This window comes from Serratia fonticola (genome assembly GCF_001006005.1).
GTDB lineage: Bacteria > Pseudomonadota > Gammaproteobacteria > Enterobacterales > Enterobacteriaceae > Chania > Chania fonticola.
In genome coordinates this window covers 765,262-783,735 of record NZ_CP011254.1, presented here as the reverse complement: position 1 = coordinate 783,735, position 18,474 = coordinate 765,262, and the positions used below count along the sequence as shown (strand labels likewise).

13 protein-coding genes and 1 tRNA gene are annotated in these 18,474 nt (G+C 46.2%); 11 read left to right on the top strand and 3 right to left on the bottom strand.

Annotated features, from left to right (window positions below; all coding sequences use genetic code 11):
- The first annotated feature begins 21 nt into the window (after positions 1 to 21).
- The 5 genes from WN53_RS03345 to WN53_RS03325 all read left to right on the top strand — a co-directional run bounded on the left by WN53_RS03345 (position 22) and on the right by WN53_RS03325 (position 5,147).
- Positions 22 to 480 (top strand): PNPOx family protein, encoded by a 459-nt coding sequence (locus WN53_RS03345; RefSeq protein WP_024483796.1) that lies wholly within the window; start codon positions 22 to 24, stop codon positions 478 to 480.
- Positions 477 to 1,889 (top strand): FAD-dependent oxidoreductase, encoded by a 1,413-nt coding sequence (locus tag WN53_RS03340; protein WP_024483795.1) that lies wholly within the window; start codon positions 477 to 479, stop codon positions 1,887 to 1,889. Before WN53_RS03345 ends, WN53_RS03340 begins: the two co-directional genes overlap by 4 nt.
- Before the next feature lie 33 nt (positions 1,890 to 1,922).
- The gene (locus WN53_RS03335; protein ID WP_024483794.1) at positions 1,923 to 2,960 is read left to right on the top strand and encodes a 3-deoxy-7-phosphoheptulonate synthase; all 1,038 of its coding nucleotides are present in this window, start codon (positions 1,923 to 1,925) and stop codon (positions 2,958 to 2,960) included.
- 517 nt (positions 2,961 to 3,477) lie between these two features.
- On the top strand, positions 3,478 to 3,705 hold the full coding sequence (locus WN53_RS03330) for a hypothetical protein (RefSeq protein ID WP_024483793.1): 228 nt from the start codon (positions 3,478 to 3,480) through the stop codon (positions 3,703 to 3,705).
- The gene (locus tag WN53_RS03325) at positions 3,699 to 5,147 is read left to right on the top strand and encodes a TraI domain-containing protein (RefSeq protein ID WP_024483792.1); all 1,449 of its coding nucleotides are present in this window, start codon (positions 3,699 to 3,701) and stop codon (positions 5,145 to 5,147) included. The genes WN53_RS03330 and WN53_RS03325 overlap by 7 nt, the downstream gene beginning before the upstream one ends.
- A 276-nt stretch (positions 5,148 to 5,423) precedes the next feature.
- Here the strand turns inward: WN53_RS03325 and WN53_RS03320 are convergent, their stop codons facing one another.
- Positions 5,424 to 8,333 (bottom strand): SIR2 family protein, encoded by a 2,910-nt coding sequence (locus tag WN53_RS03320; protein ID WP_046808007.1) that lies wholly within the window; start codon positions 8,331 to 8,333, stop codon positions 5,424 to 5,426.
- A 629-nt stretch (positions 8,334 to 8,962) separates the two neighbouring features.
- Complete coding sequence (locus tag WN53_RS03310) at positions 8,963 to 9,586, bottom strand: hypothetical protein (protein ID WP_024483789.1); 624 nt, start codon at positions 9,584 to 9,586, stop codon at positions 8,963 to 8,965.
- 131 nt (positions 9,587 to 9,717) lie between these two features.
- Between WN53_RS03310 and WN53_RS03305 the strand changes: the two genes are divergently transcribed.
- The 3 genes from WN53_RS03305 (at position 9,718) to WN53_RS03295 (ending at position 13,145) form a co-directional block, all read left to right on the top strand.
- On the top strand, positions 9,718 to 10,974 hold the full coding sequence (locus tag WN53_RS03305) for a Tm-1-like ATP-binding domain-containing protein (protein ID WP_024483788.1): 1,257 nt from the start codon (positions 9,718 to 9,720) through the stop codon (positions 10,972 to 10,974).
- The gene (locus tag WN53_RS03300) at positions 10,971 to 11,798 is read left to right on the top strand and encodes a phosphoenolpyruvate hydrolase family protein (RefSeq protein ID WP_024483787.1); all 828 of its coding nucleotides are present in this window, start codon (positions 10,971 to 10,973) and stop codon (positions 11,796 to 11,798) included. Before WN53_RS03305 ends, WN53_RS03300 begins: the two co-directional genes overlap by 4 nt.
- Before the next feature lie 327 nt (positions 11,799 to 12,125).
- On the top strand, positions 12,126 to 13,145 hold the full coding sequence (locus WN53_RS03295) for a tyrosine-type recombinase/integrase (RefSeq protein ID WP_024483786.1): 1,020 nt from the start codon (positions 12,126 to 12,128) through the stop codon (positions 13,143 to 13,145).
- A 252-nt stretch (positions 13,146 to 13,397) separates the two neighbouring features.
- Here WN53_RS03295 and WN53_RS03290 read toward each other — a convergent pair.
- A tRNA-Phe gene (locus WN53_RS03290) sits at positions 13,398 to 13,473 on the bottom strand.
- 395 nt (positions 13,474 to 13,868) lie between these two features.
- Between WN53_RS03290 and WN53_RS03285 the strand changes: the two genes are divergently transcribed.
- From WN53_RS03285 to WN53_RS03275, 3 genes are all read left to right on the top strand, one after another.
- A complete protein-coding gene (locus WN53_RS03285; RefSeq protein WP_024483785.1) occupies positions 13,869 to 15,050 on the top strand; it encodes a NupC/NupG family nucleoside CNT transporter in 1,182 nt (393 codons plus the stop codon).
- A 68-nt stretch (positions 15,051 to 15,118) separates the two neighbouring features.
- Positions 15,119 to 17,062 carry a bifunctional 2',3'-cyclic-nucleotide 2'-phosphodiesterase/3'-nucleotidase gene (locus WN53_RS03280; RefSeq protein WP_037411610.1) on the top strand — a complete coding sequence of 648 codons (1,944 nt, stop codon included), beginning with the start codon at positions 15,119 to 15,121 and terminating at the stop codon, positions 17,060 to 17,062.
- A gap of 11 nt (positions 17,063 to 17,073) precedes the next feature.
- The gene (locus WN53_RS03275; RefSeq protein ID WP_218918945.1) at positions 17,074 to 18,381 is read left to right on the top strand and encodes a pyrimidine-nucleoside phosphorylase; all 1,308 of its coding nucleotides are present in this window, start codon (positions 17,074 to 17,076) and stop codon (positions 18,379 to 18,381) included.
- Positions 18,382 to 18,474: the final 93 nt, after the last annotated feature.

Here is an 18,474-nt window from a genome sequence, read left to right as displayed (position 1 = left end):
AGATTATGCTAAGGAGGGGTAATGAACATTGAAAAGCAGTTGCGTGAAATATGTCATTTCATTAATCAGGAACGAGTGTTAACGTTAAGTGTCGCTGCTGAAGGTGTAGTCTGGTCAGCAAGCTGTTTTTATCAATTTCAGAAAGACCAGATGGCGTTATATCTGATGAGTGATATCAATTCACGCCACTCCCAGTTAATGCTGAAGGCACCGATGGTTTCTGGAACTATTATTTCATCAGCGAGTTCTATGATGTCTATGAAGGGAGTGCAATATCAAGCCCACATTACGCCTTTGTCCGATGAACATGAAGAACAGGCACGGAGCTTCTATTATGAGCGTTATCCAATTAGTCGAGTTATGGCTTTTAAAATATGGAGGCTGCAATTGAGAGAAGTAAAGCTGACACAAAGGCGTATGGGCGTGAAGCGGTGCCTGCATTGGGTATGTACACAGAAACTTGAGGTGCTCTCTCAATGAAAAAAAAGAATATCGCCATTATCGGCGGCGGCGCAGCAGGGACTGTAGCAGCTTGGTTATTGCGTGATAAACATAATATAACGTTATTTGAGGTAAACGATTATATCGGCGGACATGTTTATACTTGCCATATTGATACTAATGAACACGGCCGTATCCCCGTAGATATGGGGGTGGAATATTTTAACGAGCGGATTTCACCAAACGTATTTAATTTGCTGAAGTATTTAGGCATTGAAAACTACGTGGCACCTTCATCATTCCATGCTCGCTTTCCTGGGGAGGCGCAATACTGGAGCAATGTTCATTTGGATGGCCCTTTACGCCAAGCCATGCAGGATGAGTTTAGTCGCTTTCAACTGGGAATGTCGGAGGTTATTAGTTCCGGCGAAGAACGTTATAAAACAATGTCGATTTCGGATTATCTTGATGAGAACAGTTATTCGTCAAGGTTTATCTACCAAGCACTCTACCCGATGATCAGTATTTCGACTGGTTGTAATGTCGACCTGTGCAGCTATCCGCTGATGTTTTTTGCAATTTCGTTCAATGCAAATTTGGTTTCGTTTTTTTCGCCCGGTTATTGGCGCAAAGTGGAAGGCGGTATGAGCCGCTATCTACAAACTCTGGCAGACATGTTAGGGGAGAGCTTAAAGCTGAACACACCTGTGCAGCGAGTGAAACCCTATGGCAAACGTGTTGCGGTATACTATAAAGGAAAAGAAGAAGTATTCGATGCAGTTATTTTCGCTACTTCGGCAGAGGTCACCTTATCCCTATTGGATGAAGCAACGACAAAGCAAAAGGAAATTCTTTCTCATTTCGCCTACCACGATATAGAAAGCATTGCCCACCATGACACTCGCTACTTGGGTGAGAACGTGGTACCACACTATTTCAATTTCCGGCAATTTACTGACATCCAGCCGAGAACGCCAGCCGGAAGCGTCACACGGGTGATTAACGCGCTGTCGCCGTACAGGAATATTATCGAACCGCTGCTGGTAACTCTCGATCCCAAAGTGCCCGTCGATCCGCTAAAGCTGGTAAGAACCTGCCGTTGGCGTGTGTCTAAGCAGCAACCCGACGATTTCTTGCATAAGGCCCGTTTAGGAGAAATACAAGGCGGCAACAACATGTGGTTTTGCGGCGTAGATACCAGTTTGGGCGGGCATGAAGGGGCAGTAGTTTCTGGAATGGTAATCGCCGACCGGTTAGGTGCTTATTACCCTTATAAGCATGACCTGTTGGCGTATATTCAATTCAAAGTGACTAAAGATATTATGGGCGTTAAAACACGCGGAGAGGGAGTGAAAGATATGCTGGCTAGCCTATTATTTATCATAGCCAAAAAATTCTCTCTTCATAAAAGCCTTTCTTACAAGTTTATTAAGGATTTTATCGTATAAACATGTACACCAGTGTTTGCATTAAGGAACGTTATGTACAAAATAGATGAGTTCTGTATTGATAGTTTAGAGACACCAAGTAATCTAGCAGCTAGATTACCAGCCCCTGTAGAGGTAATTGATAATGTCATTACAGCACGTAAACGGATCGAGCGCATTCTTTACGGGGAAGATAAACGTTTACTGGTCGTCATTGGCCCATGTTCGATTCATGATCGGGGGGCTACGCTGGATTATGCCAGGCTGCTGGCTGCGCAGCGGGAGCTCTATCAGGATAGGTTGGAAATCGTCATGCGTACCTATTTCGAAAAGCCACGTACTGTTGTTGGCTGGAAAGGGTTTATCTCCGACCCTGCGTTAGATGGAAGTTGTCAGGTCAACCGCGGCCTTGAAATGGCTCGTAAACTGCTGTTGGATATTAACCAACTCGGGTTGCCAACTGCTACAGAGTATTTAGATGTGGTTGTGGGAAGGTATATTGCTGATTTAATTAGCTGGGGTGCTATTGGTGCACGCACTACTGAAAGTCAGGTACATCGGGAAATGGCGTCGGCACTATCTTGTCCAATAGGGTTTAAAAATGGCACCGATGGCAATGTCGCCGTTGCTATTGATGCAATTCGCGCAGCCCGTGCCAGCCATACCTTTTTCTCTCAGGATAAACATGAACAGATGGCGGTTTATCTAACCAGGGGCAACGCTTACGGGCATCTCATTTTGCGTGGTGGTAAAACTCCGAACTACCATGCGGCAGATATTGCAACTGCGCACGACAAGCTGCGGGCATACAGTTTACCTGAATATCTGGTGGTCGATTTTAGTCATGGGAACAGCCAGAAAATAGCCCGTAATCAATTGGTTGTCGCCGAGGATGTTTGCCAGCAAATTCGCACAGGATCGGCTACTGTGGCTGGTATAATGGCGGAAAGTTTTCTTGTCGAAGGTACACAACCAGTAACCTCGGGCCAAGCGTTGACCTATGGGCAATCGATCACGGACCCTTGTCTCAACTGGGAGGATAGTGAGCACTTGCTTGCCATGTTAGCTGATGCTGTCGATACCCGTTTCTAAGCGTACCTGTTATATCTATCGGCAAATACTACTTGGTTTTATAGTCTAGGCATCGTTTTATCAGTCTTTATAGGTAATCAATAAACTGATGACTCATGAGCGTTCCCTTGACCCCACATTGTGATGGTTACCTCCGGTAAATGTTGTGTTTGGCATTTTGCGGGAATAACCGCAAGTTGCAAATTGTGGGTGGGCTCCTCCGTTCTGGCTAAGGCTCAGTAATCGTTTTCAGTAGTAATATTTGTCGTAGAACCTGGCAGAAGTCATCACCAGTAACTCGCTGGTGGTGAAATATAACCGGGTTCTGCGAACGCCAGATTACTATCTTTATTGGTGGTTAGTACGTTTAGAAAGTAACAGAAAATCAGTGGCATAATACTGATTTCAGCGCCCCGGCAACATTGGGGCGTTTTTCTTGGAGTTTAATTTTAAATTTTCATATTAGAGTTGTTTGTTGCTGTAGCACTCTATCTTTATAGAGTGAGGCTCCTATTTCTTAGGAAAACAGGACTACGTTATGCGACTTCCTTTCGAACTCAACCCGCAGATTTTTCAGACCGATCTCGCCGAACAAGAGGCCTTGGAGATGCAAGAGCAGCAGCGGATCGCAGCCTTATTGCAGTTGCCTTTGGAGATGATTGTGGGCGATGCTTTGTACTGGATGATGGGGGAGAATGAAGCTGCGATACATCAATATTGGGTAGAAAAACCTTGGAAAAAGGGCATAGAGGATGACTTATGTTGAAGTCTCTCCTGAAGTATCTGCCCGTTCCATCAGTCAAGACAGTTAACGACGAAAAAGCTGCCGCGGCGCAGTCATTGTCACTCCATGTGCCAGACGGTTATCATGCTCCTGTGTCGGCCTGTGAGTTGTTGGCTCCACTCCGGCGAGGGCAGTGGCTGCAAATGTTATGGGATTATTCATCACTGCCAAAAGACCTATACCAGCAGTATTATCTGCAGCCGTTGGAGCATTGCGTTGCTTTAATGCAGCAGTTCCCTGCAACGGAGAACGATCACCATGCGTATCTGGGGGGCATGGTGGATCACCTGCTTGAAACAGTGGCTTATGCCGCTCGGCTATCCAAAAATTATCTGCTACCGGTCGGGGCCCCACCGGAAGAACAGGCCTCACAGAGTACCGCTTGGAATGCGGTGATTGTCTATTCAGCAATGCTGCAATCGCTAGACAGGTTATGCCAAATTGAGGTTGAGTTGGAGAGTGGGCAGCGTTGGGTGCCACTCAAGGCTATGCCGGACGAACCCTATCGTTTTCGTTTCAAGCCGGTTACTGATTCGGCGCAGGCGCGAAGTTTGAGTGCGATGCTGGCCTGGAGAGTCATTCCTGATGAGGTATTGCTCTGGTTGGGGGCCTGGCCGGAGTTGCTCAACACGCTATCGTTATATTTGACGGGATTTCGCAATGAGTCAGGAATAGTCAATGCCATAGTCTTGGATGCTATCAGCAAATCGGTAGGAAAACCGGGACCTGACATTGCCAATATGGCTTTGGCACCAGTACAACCTGTTTCACTCGATTCTGTATCTTCCAAGCCACTGCATTTTGCCTCCCAACTCGTTGAGGGTGCTTTGCCCGAATCATCCGTTTTCGCTCTTGATAGTGCCGTAGTTGATGAAAAGGATATAGCGCCTGCTTTGCTTGAGGAGGATGTGGCTGGAGATTTATTGAATGTTATGGAGTTTTCTAAGCCGAGTGATTTGGTATTGGACGAGGGGGCGGTATCGGCTCAGCCGGTCCAGTCAACAGAAGCGCTGGCAATAACGGAATCGGAAAATATTCCCTCTCCAGAGACTGATGGAATTGGTGAGGGGTTTTGGCAATGGCTCAAAGAAGGGTGTTGCTCAGGAAAATTTTCAATTAATACGGCCAACTCTCGAATACATATCATCGCAGGTTATGTCTTTATCCGTTCGCCAAACATCTTTCATCAGTTTTTAGCAGAAAATCACCAATCTTCCGCAGATAAAACCAAATTACAAAGCGCGTTTGAACGATTAGGCAGACATCGACAGGATAAAGGCGTGATGTATACCTGTCATGTATATCAAGACAAGGCTAGGGAGGGAAAATTTCAGAAAATGACAGGCTATCTTATCGTCGCCAAGAAGCTTTATGAAAATCATCACATCCCTGAGGATAATCCGTCTATGGTGGTAAAATCTTAACGCCCTGTGTACAACCTTATCCGACAGTCGGCTTTGAGCGAGGAGCAGATTTTGCCTCTGTGTAGAGAGATATTGGGAGGCATATAAAATTGAATGTTCTGTTTTTACGGGGTGCTTACAAAAACTGCTGAGGTCTTTTTCGTAGCGAATTAACACCATGGCAGGCACGTTGTGAAGAAATTAATGAACGGATTAGGGACGGTATTATTAAGTCTAACGGCTCTTCAATATAAGGGGTGGGGCTGAGAGTTCTATTTATTTCTCAGCCCAATAATATTATATGGTATAAGGGGAATTAGAATTAACCCAATCAATGCAGTATTTTTCAATCCTCCATTTATCCATTTCCTTAATACCATTTTCTACGAACGCACCAATTGCTTTTTTATACGGCTCACAAGCTGCTGTTTGTCCATAATAATATGGTGATGTCGACTCCCAAGAATCAAGGGCGAATTTTAAAAAATAATAGCTTGCGAGATTTTCACCCATTGCATGTAAACTTTCAAATATCCATTTTGAAACATGTCCGAAATTTATCAGGCGATTTGCATCATTTTCTTGCATCACGCAATAAAATGATTTGTAGTAACAAGTCAATGCATCGGCATGATTGTTATTCAATGCCAAGCATTTTCCTATGTTGCCATAAGTTGATGCACTAAACTTATCAGTTATCTTCTCGCTTTGATCGAGTAGTGTTTCAAGAGAAATATTTTTGGTGAACAGTTTTAGCGCTTTTGAAATGTTTTTAGGTTCACCACTATCTCTTAGGCTAAGTGCGTATGTATTTTCTATATGATATTTATCTGGCTGGTTGGTTCTTTCCAACAAGTAAAGAGCCTCTTCGCATATATTAATTGCAGTATCGTATTTTTTTTCAGCCCATGATGAAAATGCTTTCATTTTACATAGTTGTATATATTTTTCGTCTTTCCCTTCCACTACGCTTTCGAATTTTTCGATGCAAAGATTGCAGGTGGCTATATCTCCATATTCGGCAGCCATAGATGATGCATCATTAAGGAACACATCTAAATTCGCAATTTTTGATATGCTATTTTTCGACCATGAAAATGAATTCAGAAATATTTTACATACGCGGAGATATTCTTCAGTATAACCAGCAGCATTAATTGCTGAGTAAACCTCCTTTAAGGAGTTAATAGCTTCTTGATAATCAGCTGCGTTTATAGCAAGTTCTGCCTTGTTTGTGAAGCCAGATAATTCCTTGAAGTTAAGTTTATGGCTCAACTTCTCCTTTAATATAATTAGGAATTTGTCATAATATTTTATAAGTAAATAGATATACTTACTGCGTTCACCAACATAATGATTTTTTCGGACAAATTCTTTTACTAATGGATGTAGCTCAATATAATCACTGTTTATTTTCTTTATGATTAAGTTCAAGTTAGATAATGTTTTTAATGACTTACTGAACTTATTGTAATTCAATTCATCACGAAGTATTTCTGCATAATCCTCCGCAGTTTCCGAGCGGACAGCTTCTGCAAGTGTTTTTAATAGCTTTTGATCTCGTTCATTTAATATACTCCAAACTTTGTTAAGAATAGTTTCTGCTAGTAATGCTGAATCTGTGGAGTCGCTAGAGATAGACGAACCAATATTGCTTAAAAATTGCTGCAAGCTGCCTTCTCCACGCAAAGCCTGAGCCATGATTAGATTTAACCAAAGAGCATGGCCTTTAGTTAAATTATGCGCGACTTTCGCATAATGCAATCGTTTTTCCTTACTTAAAGGTATTTCAGGTTTGTTAAATAGCTCTATTGTGTTAGCTTCCGTTAATCCTTTTAAAGACAGCTGAATGAAATCAACCGTTGCATATTGAATAAATGGACGACAAGTAAATATAAAGATAGATCGATGATCGAACTTCATTGCTGCTTTGAAAAACTTACCGATCTCATTAATCGGCTCTAAAGTTTCCATATCAATATAGCGGTCAACATTATCTAATATAAAAAGGCCTTTTTTATTTGACAGGTTATTGAAGAATATCTGAATGAGGGCTTCATCATCCAAACCACTTAGGCTATTCAAATTAAAGTCAGAAGAGACAAGACGGATCATGGATAGTATTTTATAATGGAAGTTGTGTTCTTCTTCCTTAAAATCTCTCCAGTCATAAATCGAATAATCACCTGAAGTTTGCAGCATTGAAAAAGCTTGAGAAGCTAGAGCTGATTTACCTTCACCGCCGAATCCGGTGATAAAAATCACTTTGTAATATTGTCTTTGAATTGCTTGCAACTCTCTTTCTCTTCCAACCCAAGACGATACTAGTGGAGGAATATCACTTCCATCCATCTCTGCGGAAGATAATATATTAGTGAAAAACGGTGCGCTTTTTTCTGTAACTTCTTTTGTTTTTTCTAATGAATATGGGGAGAGAGTCGCTAGCTTGTTAAAATAAGCGGGTAGTTCATCGTAATTGGATAGTTTGATGGTTCTAATGCCGGGTATTTGTATTTCATTAGTGGAAATGATAAAGTTGTTTTTACCAAATCCATTATATTTTTTTTGAATGTAGTCAAATAGTTCTTTGACATAGGGATCTTGAAACGAAAAACCTACAAATAAGCATGTATTTTCTGAAAGTAATTTTTGAAGTTGAAATACCCCGAGTGATTCATTTTTATAAAGTTCATCAAACTGGTTGGTGAAAATTATGCATTTATCGGCTTGGTTGATATCTCCATGTATTTTTAGTATAAATTCGTCATGATCATCTATTTTGGATAAATTATATTGACTGTCATGAGTAATGATGTTTTCAATTGAACTGTTACTCTCGATGAGTTTGTCGAAATTTGTGGTTATTATTTTTCGACTAATTTCACTTAGGGTTCGGTGTATTTTGCTTTCATTGTCCTTTATTTTTAATTTTCGTTCAAAACCTTCTAGAATTATTTTTTTATCATTCTGTATTTTGTCAAGAACCTCTAGCGGGGTCATTACGTCGTTTTCTAATGCAGAATAAAACCCGGTTGCTTTTGATATTGTTTTTATGTTTTCAGCAAGTATCTCCATTGTTATTTTTTTCCAATCAGGTAAACCTGCTGATCGGGAAAGCCCTGCACCAACAAAGATAACAAGTTTTTTTTCATTGATTGAATTTTTAAGAAACTCAGGGATGAGGTCTTTGTCCTTGTCGAAATCCATTTTTCACCTAAAAATATGTGACGTGGTAGATGTTTTATATCATAAGTATTTTTGGTTATGCACGCAATGCTTTCCCCGCCACGCCAGCCCGCTTTATGGGGCGCTTTGAATGCAACTGCAACAATCATCTAGCTCTGTACCTGATGGTCCGGTAGAGTCGTGCCTGAAATGCCATCACAGACAGTGACAACACCGGAGTTAACGCTTTCAATCATGCGGTGCTTACGAGCTGGGATCAGGCGTCCAGCTGATATCGCACATTTCCTTATTTGTGTTACTTTTTTCTGTGGGAAACTGTTTTAATCGCTAAAAGTGATTATCCAATTCCCCACTAATTTTCATTAGTCAACTATCAGAAATTGATATCATCTACATATTAATCAAGTATTTTATGTCAATTAGAACCCGTGGGGCAATGACGTGCTCCACACAGGCTAAATACTATGATTGTAGGCAACGCCCGCTTCAGGCACAAAGCAGCCTGTCAGATTGAGTTTGGCTTTGTGCCGTAGCAGTGTTAGGTCAAGTTTAAACTCATACAGCTCAATGAAGCTGTTGGCTTGCGTCTGGAACAAAGCGTTCCATAGGCAAGCCCCGTTTCTCCGTTTCATCATCAGGAGCATTCTTTTCTAACTGTTGTTACTCTCAGCCAAAGCCTGGCGCAGCATTAATTTTGCCCCCCAGACGGTGAGATCGGTGATCTCATCTTTGTTTAAGCCAAAGCTGTCCTTGAGCACAGTCAGTGCTTCAGTTCCGTAGAGAACCGACATTAACATCACCAGTTTTTGGCGCGTTTCTTCTGGAAGCTGGCCCTCAAGTGGCGACAGGGCTTCAGACAAGGCAGCCTTTCGGTTACTCTTTTTGAGAGATCCTATTTCTTCGCTTTCCGAGTTGTCTGAGATTGAGGCTTGCCAGCGTTGCTGGGAAATGCGCATGGCATCACGCATCAGCGCTTCATGCGTATCCAGTTCACCGAATCCCCAAGTGAGCAGTTTTTCTACATTTTCTTCAGCAGTGTTGTCCATTGCGGGTTTATCAAATGAGTTGATCACCTGCTTGACCACGTACTCGACGAACTCACTGTGTGTTGAGAAATAGCTTTTGAGCGTGACTTTGGCGTACTCGGCCTCTCGCGTGATTTCTTCTGAAGAGGGGAATTTTTGCTCTTGATATAGTTTGAGTGCCGCACTGGTCAAGCGTTCCAGCGTTCTGCGTCTTACTGGCGAGAGGTTGTTCTCATCAAACAGAATCATTGTGATGCCTCATTTTTGCAACAAAAACATCCTAAAGGATAAAAATATCTTGCGAGATATAAAATATTAGCCTAGCTTTATATTGCACTATCTCAACAAATCTTTCACGTCTTACATGGAGTGAGTCGTCTATGGCGAAATTTGTGTACATCATAGGGACCGCAGATACCAAGCTTGAAGAACTGCTTTGGTTGAAGTCCTGTCTGCGTTCTGCAAGTGTAGATTCTCATGTTATTGATGTTTCTACCGGTTCATCCAATGCATTTCATACAAACAATCAAGTAGATATCAATGCGACGCAGATTGCGGCCTACCACCCTGATGGTATAGACGCTGTTTTCTGTGGTGAACGAGGGAGAGCTGTTACAGCAATGGCTACCGCGCTGACCCATTTTTTGCGGAACACGGTGGATGATATTTCCGGTCTTATCGGTATTGGGGGATCAGGAGGAACGGCATTGATAACGTCTGCTATGCAGGCAATGCCTATCGGTATTCCCAAATTAATGGTGTCCACTATGGCATCGGGCAATGTTGGGGGGTATGTCGGTGGTGTCGATATCGCCATGTTGTATACCGTTACTGACCTCAGTGGATTGAACTACTTGTCACGTACCATATTGGCTAATGCGGCCAATATGATAGCTGGTGCCGTTAACAGTGCTATTGAACATGATCACGCCAGAAAACCGGTTTTAGGCCTGACGATGTTTGGTGTAACAACACCCTGTATCAATCAATTGATTGCATCGTTGGGTGAACAATTTGATCCATTGGTCTTCCATGCTACCGGCAACGGTGGAACCAGTATGGAGCGGTTGGTTGAAAACCGTGAAATTGTCGGCGTTCTCGATATCACGTTGACCGAAGCGGCAGATTTGCTGTTTGGTGGTGTTCTTGCCTGCCCGGAAACACGTCTTGACTGTATCGCACAAACGCAGACGCCGTGGGTAGGGAGTGCTGGAGCACTCGACATGGTTAATTTCAGTGGTCGGGACAGCATACCTGAGCGTTATGCTCATCGGCAGTTTGTAGAGCATAACGCTCAGGTGACGCTGATGCGCACAACACCAGAGGAAAACTACCAGCTCGGCGTCTGGATTGGCAACAAGCTTAATCTCTGTGAAGGGCCGGTACGCTTCATCATTCCAGAAGGCGGATTTTCGGCATTAGATGCTCCAGGGCAACCGTTCTTTGATCTACAGGCAAGGCAGGCTTTTGCTGAAGGATTGGAGTCAACGGTTGTCCAGACGGCACAACGCCAGATTATCAAAACGCCTCACCACATCAATGCACCTGAGTTTTGCTCGCTTGTGATTGCGCAGTTCCAGAATGTCATGCAACACCAAGGAACTGAACATGATTCAACACCAGGGAAACCTTTATGAAAAATTACGATACAGTGAAAATGAAGCTGCAACAGAAAGTTTTGCGCCAGGAGCCTATTATCGGTGCTGGAGCAGGAACCGGCCTGTCTGCACGTTGCGAAGAAGCTGGCGGTGTAGATTTGATTGTGATCTACAACAGTGGCCGTTTTCGGATGGCAGGGCGTGGTTCGCTGGCGGGATTGATGCCGTACGGTAACGCCAACCAGATTGTGCGTGAGATGGGTAATGAAGTGCTGCCAGTGGTAAAAGAAACGCCGGTGCTGGCCGGTGTTTGTGGAACAGATCCCTTCTGCAATATTCCGTTGTTCTTGGACGAATTGAAAGTGCAGGGCTTTGCCGGTGTCCAGAACTTCCCTACCGTCGGGCTGATTGATGGGAATTTCCGCAAGAACCTGGAGGAAACGGGGATGGGTTATGGCCTGGAGGTGGAGATGATCCGCCAGGCGCACGATAAAGGGATGCTGACCACGCCGTATGTCTTTAGTGAGGAAGATGCGGTAGCGATGACTGAAGCCGGTGCGGATATCATTGTGGTACATCTGGGATTAACGACCGGAGGTGATATTGGTGCAAATACTGCGCACAATCTGGAGTCTTGTGTCCCAGTGATCAATGCCTGTGCCGCAGCGGCAAAAGCCGTGCGTGGGGATGTTATCGTGCTGTGCCACGGTGGGCCCATCGCAGAGCCGGAAGATGCAGCTTATATTCTGTCGCATTGTTCTGACTGCCACGGGTTTTACGGTGCCAGTTCGATGGAACGTTTACCGACAGAAGTGGCGATTAAGAATACCATTAACGCATTTAAGAAAATAAAACTGAATTAATATCCAATATATTAGCTCAGTCAATGGAGTGGAAAGTTAAAGCAACTATTTGAAGGGTATTCAATATAACGCCCCGGCAGTTATGGGGCGTTTTCTATGAAAGAAAGTTTTAAATATCAATATAGAGTTTTTTGTTGCAGCCGTCATTTTTCCTCATAGAGTGGAGCGCCTGTTCACTATCAGGATACCCCATGCTATGAATTCTTCCGGCGGATACAACCTTGCTTCTCAACCGCTTGATGCAGTCTATGTTCGAAACAGGCGGCCAGCACCAGTCTGGCAAATGGATATTGCTGAAATGTTTTCTCATTTCTTGCAGGTAGTTCTTTGATTATTTTATGGATAAAATCTGGGGAACATCTGGTGACTTGTGAACAATTATTAACATTCGATGCGCTGTTAGACCATTATTTTTTCAGTCACGCTGTCCGTAATGACACTGAGTGGAGTTATCGAAAGGTGGTGAGAACCTTTATACGGTTTACTACCAAAATGCCGAATGAGGTCGATAACAGGCTGGTGCTTGAATGGCGCAGGTACGTCCTAAAAGAGCAACAATTACAGGCGACGACCTGGAATAACAAAGTAACGCACATGAGGGCGCTGTTTAATTTCGGGATGAAGTGCGGGCTGTTGCAGCATCAAGATAATCCCTTTAATAAAGCGGTGGTCCGGGCAGGGAGGAAAAAGAAGAAAACCCTGACTGAAGGGCAGGTGGAGGCCGTGTATCGTTTGATGGCGCAGTATGAGGAACGTGAGCGGTTGCAGGCCAGTAGCCTGGCAGTGAACTGGCGGGTTCATGCCTGCCAGCCAGCCTGGTTCTGGCTGACGGTGCTTGATACTCTTAGTTATACCGCGATACGTCAAAACCAGCTTCGTCACATACGTATCTGTGATGTGAATCTTGAAGAGCGCTGGTTGGACTTGATTATCGCCGGTGCGAAGAATCATCGTGAGCTGCGTATTCCCATCATTAGCGAGCTGTTTCCCCGGTTGGAGATACTGGTGATCCGTTCACTCGAGGCCGGTGCTGAACTGGAAGAGCAGTTGTTCAATGTGAACCGCTTTGATGTGGGACGCAGGGTGAAACAACAGGGGGAAATGACTGATATGGGCATCTATCCTATCCGGGCCTTTTTTCGGCGTCTTTCGCGGGAGTGCAGGTTTACAGTCAGCCCCCACCGATTTCGGCACACGGTAGCGACCAACATGATGAAATCCCCGGATCGCAATATTCAGGCGGTAAAGCGCCTCTTGGGGCATTCCAGTTTGCGTTCTACGCTGGAGTACATTGATGAAGATGTGGAGAGCTTGCGGGATATTATGGAGCAGGAGTTCAAGCGTTAGGCGAACGGGCACAAGGGGGACAAGGTATCTCCTTGACACAGTTTGACATTTGCATACGAAATCTGTAAAAATTGAACGCGAAAAATCCCGCCTACACGAATAGGCGGGACTATCAAGAGCCTTTTTACAACAACCGGGTAATGGTATCACTGAGTGAAACCTTTCAACTACGCCTGCGGTTATTGCGTGTTCTGACCCATTTTCGTACCTGCCAGGTTTTCGTCCTGAAATCTTGACAAGCGCTTCTGAATATGGTGCCCGGACTCGGAATCGAACCAAGGACACGGGGATTTTCAATCCCCTGCTCTACCGACTGAGCTATCCGGGCAACGGGGCGCATTAAACCGTATTTGGCCCTGTGTCGTCAATGGGTTTCTGTCACAAAGCCGAGCGATTGCTCTAATTTCAAACAAGGGCAGGGCTACCTTCCTGCGCCAGCATTCTCCCTTTTCCCCCAAAATGCCCGATACCAGAGATCGAAAAACTCACCCCAACAATGTTCATCCCTGCCTATTCCCTAATCAAGTTAATGTTAGTGATAAGTACAACATGTTACATATATGTATTTTAAGGCTATTGTCATTTTTAAATGTGATCGGTGTAACTTTAATAACATATTGTCTGTGTTATGTTTCGATAATAACATCATTAGTTCCCGGCAAACGTCAGGGTACAAGGCTCGGCAACGGAACGTAAAAGTTCACAGATAATTTTGGGGAAAAGATGAAATATATCATAGGGATAGTGTGTATCGTTACTATCTGTATTTTGGCACTTTTAGTGAGCAACGATCGCAAAAACATCCGCTATCGTCCGATTTTCGTCATGCTGGCCTGCCAGTTTTTGATGACCGCACTGCTGCTTAAGACCGACGTAGGCAACAAAGTGATTGGCGTGATCGCCGGGGTATTTGGCAATTTACTGTCCTATGCCAACGAAGGGGTAAACTTCGTCTTTGGTGGTTTGGTGAATCACGGCGAGATCTCTTTCTTCCTGTCCGTTTTGCTGCCCATCGTGTTTATCTCCGCGCTGATCGGCATCCTGCAACACTGGCGCATCCTGGGCTTTATCATCAAGTACATCGGCCTGGCGCTGAGCAAGGTCAACGGCATGGGGCGCTTGGAATCCTATAACGCGGTGGCTTCGGCGATCCTCGGCCAGTCTGAAGTGTTCATCTCGGTGAAAAAACAGCTCGGCCTGCTGCCGGAGCACCGCCTGTATACGCTGTGTACCTCAGCCATGTCGACGGTCTCAATGGCGATTGTGGGGGCTTACATGGTGATGCTCGATCCACGCTACGTGGTGACTGCCTTGGTGCTGAACCTGTTTGGTGGCTTTATCATGGCGTCGCTGATCAACCCTTATCAGGTCAAGCCTGAGGAAGACATTCTGGATGTCATTGAAGGGGAGAAGCAGAGCTTCTTCGAAGTCTTGAGTGAATACATCCTCGATGGCTTCAAGGTGGCGATTATCGTTGGCGCGATGCTGATCGGCTTTATTGCGCTGATCACCATGGCTAACGCGCTATTCACCGCTGCATTTGGCATTTCCTTCCAAGGCGTGTTGGGTTACGTGTTCTCTCCGCTCGCTTTCCTGGTGGGTGTGCCGTGGAACGAAGCAGTGCAGGCCGGTGGCCTGATGGCAACCAAGATCGTCAGCAACGAATTTGTTGCCATGCTCAACCTGTCGCAGGGTGATTACAACTTCTCTGAACGTACCATGGCGATTATTTCGGTGTTCCTGGTGTCGTTCGCCAACTTCTCCTCTATCGGCATTATTGTCGGTGCCATCAAGGCATTGGATTCCAAGCAAGGTAACGCCGCAGCCCGTTTTGGCCTGAAGCTGCTTTACGGCTCCACGCTGGTCAGCTTCCTGAACGCCGCCGTCGTAGGTTTCTTCTTTTAATTATCTCAAGGCCACATCGAGAGGTTGTGGCCTGCTATCGCTATAACAATAAGGAATATGTGATGAAAATGACTTCTCCCCTCAAACTATCGTTATTGGCCCTGTTGGTTGCAGGCGCTGCGCATGCCGCAACGGTGGATCTCCGTATCATGGAAACCACCGACGTTCACGGCAACATGATGGATTATGACTATTACAAAGATAAAGCCACCGCTCAGTACGGTTTGGTGAGAGCGGCCACGTTGATTGATGCTGCCCGCGCGGAAGCGACCAACAGCGTGCTGGTCGATAACGGCGATATCATTCAGGGTAGCCCGATGGCGGACTATGCCGCAGCCAACCTGAAAAAGGGCGATGTGCATCCGGTTTATCAGGCGATGAACACCCTGGATTATGCGGTCGGCAGCCTGGGCAACCACGAGTTCAACTACGGGCTGGATTACCTGAAAATGGCGATTAGCGGGGCCAAATTCCCGTACATCAACGCCAACGTCTACGACGCCAAAACCAACAAGCCTTATTTCAAACAGTACCTGATCGTGGAAACGCCGGTAAAAGATACCGAGGGTAAAGAGCATAAGCTGCGCATCGGTTATATCGGCTTTGTACCACCACAGGTAGTGCTGTGGGACAAGGACAAGCTGTCGGGCAAGGTGATTACCAAAGATATTACCGAAACCGCCAAAGAGCTGGTGCCACAGATGCGTAAAGAAGGGGCGGATATCGTGATTGCTATCGCCCACTCCGGCATCTCTGCCGATCCTTACAAAGCGCTGGCAGAAAACTCGGTCTACTACCTCACGCAGGTTCCAGGCATCGATGCCATTACCTTTGGCCACTCTCACGGTATTTTCCCAAGCAAGGATTTTGCCGCTATTCCTGGGGTAGACCTTGAAAAGGGTACGGTCAACGGTGTACCTGCAGTCATGCCAGGCCACTGGGCAGATAACCTGGGGGTGATCGATCTGGTGCTGGAAGGGGAAACCAATAAGTGGAAAGTGGTCTCCAGCCGTGCAGAAGCGCGCCCAATCTTTGATAAGAAGAATGACAAATCGCTGGTCGATGCCAAGGCCTCGTTGGTGAAAACGCTTGAGCAGGCACATAACGACACCCGTGAGTTCGTTAACAAGCCGATTGGCACCATTGCCGAAGATACCAATACCTATCTGTCGTTAGTGCAGGATTCCTCGGCCATCCAGATCATCCGTGCGGCGCAGAAAGCCTACGTTGAGCACTTTATTCAGGGCGATCCGGATCTGGCTGATATCCCAGTTCTTTCTGCTGCGGCACCGTTCAAGGCGGGTGGCAGGAAGAACGACCCGGCGGCCTTCGTTGATATGCGTAAAGGGCCTCTGAGCTTCCGTAACGCGGCCGATCTTTACCAGTATTCCAACACGCTGGCGGCAGTGAAAGTGAAAGGCAGCGATCTGAAAGAGTGGCTGGAGTGCTCTGCGGGCATGTACAACCAGATCGACGTGAAAAGCGATAAGCCACAGTCACTGCTCAACTGGAACGGTTTCCGGGCCTACAACTTCGATATGTTTGACGATCTGAGCTATCAGATCGACGTGACCCAGCCTGCGCGTTATGACGTGGATTGCAACGTGATCAATCCACAGGCCCAGCGTATCAAGTCGCTGACCTATAAAGGTAAGCCGGTGGTGGCAGACGCGCCATTCCTGGTTGCCGTGAACAATTACCGGGCATTTACCGGCAAGTTCGCCGGTACGGGTGAAAAAAATATCGTTATCTCTTCGCCGGATGAAGTGCGCACTATCGTAGCCAACTACATCTCCGAGCAGACCAAACAGCATGGCGCATATAAGCCAGAGGTAAAAAACAACTGGCGGATCGCGCAAATTACTGCGGATAAGCCGTTGGATATCCGCATCGAGACCTCACCAAGCCAGAATGCGGCTGATTACATTTTGCAGTCCGCACAGCATCCAATGACGCTGGTAGGAAAAGACGATATCGGCTTTGCCGTTTACAAGATTGATTTACAGAAATAAAGAGCCGGGGAATGACAATGAGAATGGTTGATATCATCGCCAAAAAGCGCGATGGAAAAGAGCTGACTACGCAAGAGATTGAGTTTTTTGTTAACGGCTATACCCGGGGAGATATTCCGGATTACCAGGCCAGTGCGCTGGCGATGGCGATCTTCTTCCAGGATATGAACGATCGTGAGCGTGCCGATCTGACCATGTCGATGGTGAACTCCGGTGACGTGATCGATCTCTCGGCGATCGAAGGCGTCAAGGTAGACAAGCACTCCACCGGCGGCGTGGGTGATACCACCACGCTGGTGCTGGCACCGCTGGTAGCGGCGCTGGATATCCCGGTGGCGAAGATGTCGGGCCGCGGCCTGGGGCATACCGGTGGCACTATTGATAAGCTGGAAGCGGTAGCCGGTTTCCACGTGGAAATCTCCAGCAAACAGTTTATCGAGCTGGTGAACCGCGACAAGGTGGCGGTGATTGGCCAAACCGGTAACCTGACCCCGGCGGATAAGAAGCTGTATGCGCTGCGTGATGTGACCGGCACGGTGAACTCAATTCCGCTGATTGCCGGTTCGATCATGAGCAAGAAGATTGCGGCGGGTGCCGATGCCATCGTGCTGGACGTGAAAACCGGTGCCGGTGCGTTTATGAAAACCACCGAGGATGCCGTCGAGCTGGCCACGGCGATGGTGCGCATTGGTAACCACGTGGGCCGTAATACCATGGCGGTGATCTCCGATATGTCGCAGCCCTTGGGCTACGCCATCGGTAATGCGCTGGAAGTGAAGGAAGCCATCGATACGCTGCGTGGCGAAGGCCCGGAAGATCTGACCGAACTGGTCATGCAGTTGGGTAGCCAAATGGTCGTGCTGGCGAAGAAGGCCGATTCGTTACCGGCTGCGCGCGCCATGCTGCAAGAGGTGATCGATAACGGCAAGGCTCTGGCCAAGTTCCGTGACTTCCTGGCCAACCAGGGCGGCGATGCTTCAATGGTGGACCATCCAGAGAAGCTGCCGCAGGCTAAATACCTGATTGAAGTCCCCGCCAAGCAGGCCGGTGTGGTAGCCAATATCGTGGCCGACGAAATCGGTGTGGCAGCCATGTTGCTCGGTGCCGGTCGTGCCACCAAGGAAGATGACATCGATCTGGCCGTGGGCCTGATGATGCATAAAAAAGTCGGCGATCGGGTCGCCATCGGTGACTCACTGGTAACGATCCATGCCAATCGCCCGGATGTGGCGAACGTCATGGAGAAAATCTATGACAGCATTACCCTTGCCGATAAGGCACAAGCGCCAAAACTGATCCATACCATTATTACAGAATAATAATATTAACCGTGTGTCGCCCTGGTTGCAGGGTGACACATTTTCAACATTATCTAGAAATCATTTAATTAAAATAGTTCTGGGTGAGTAGAT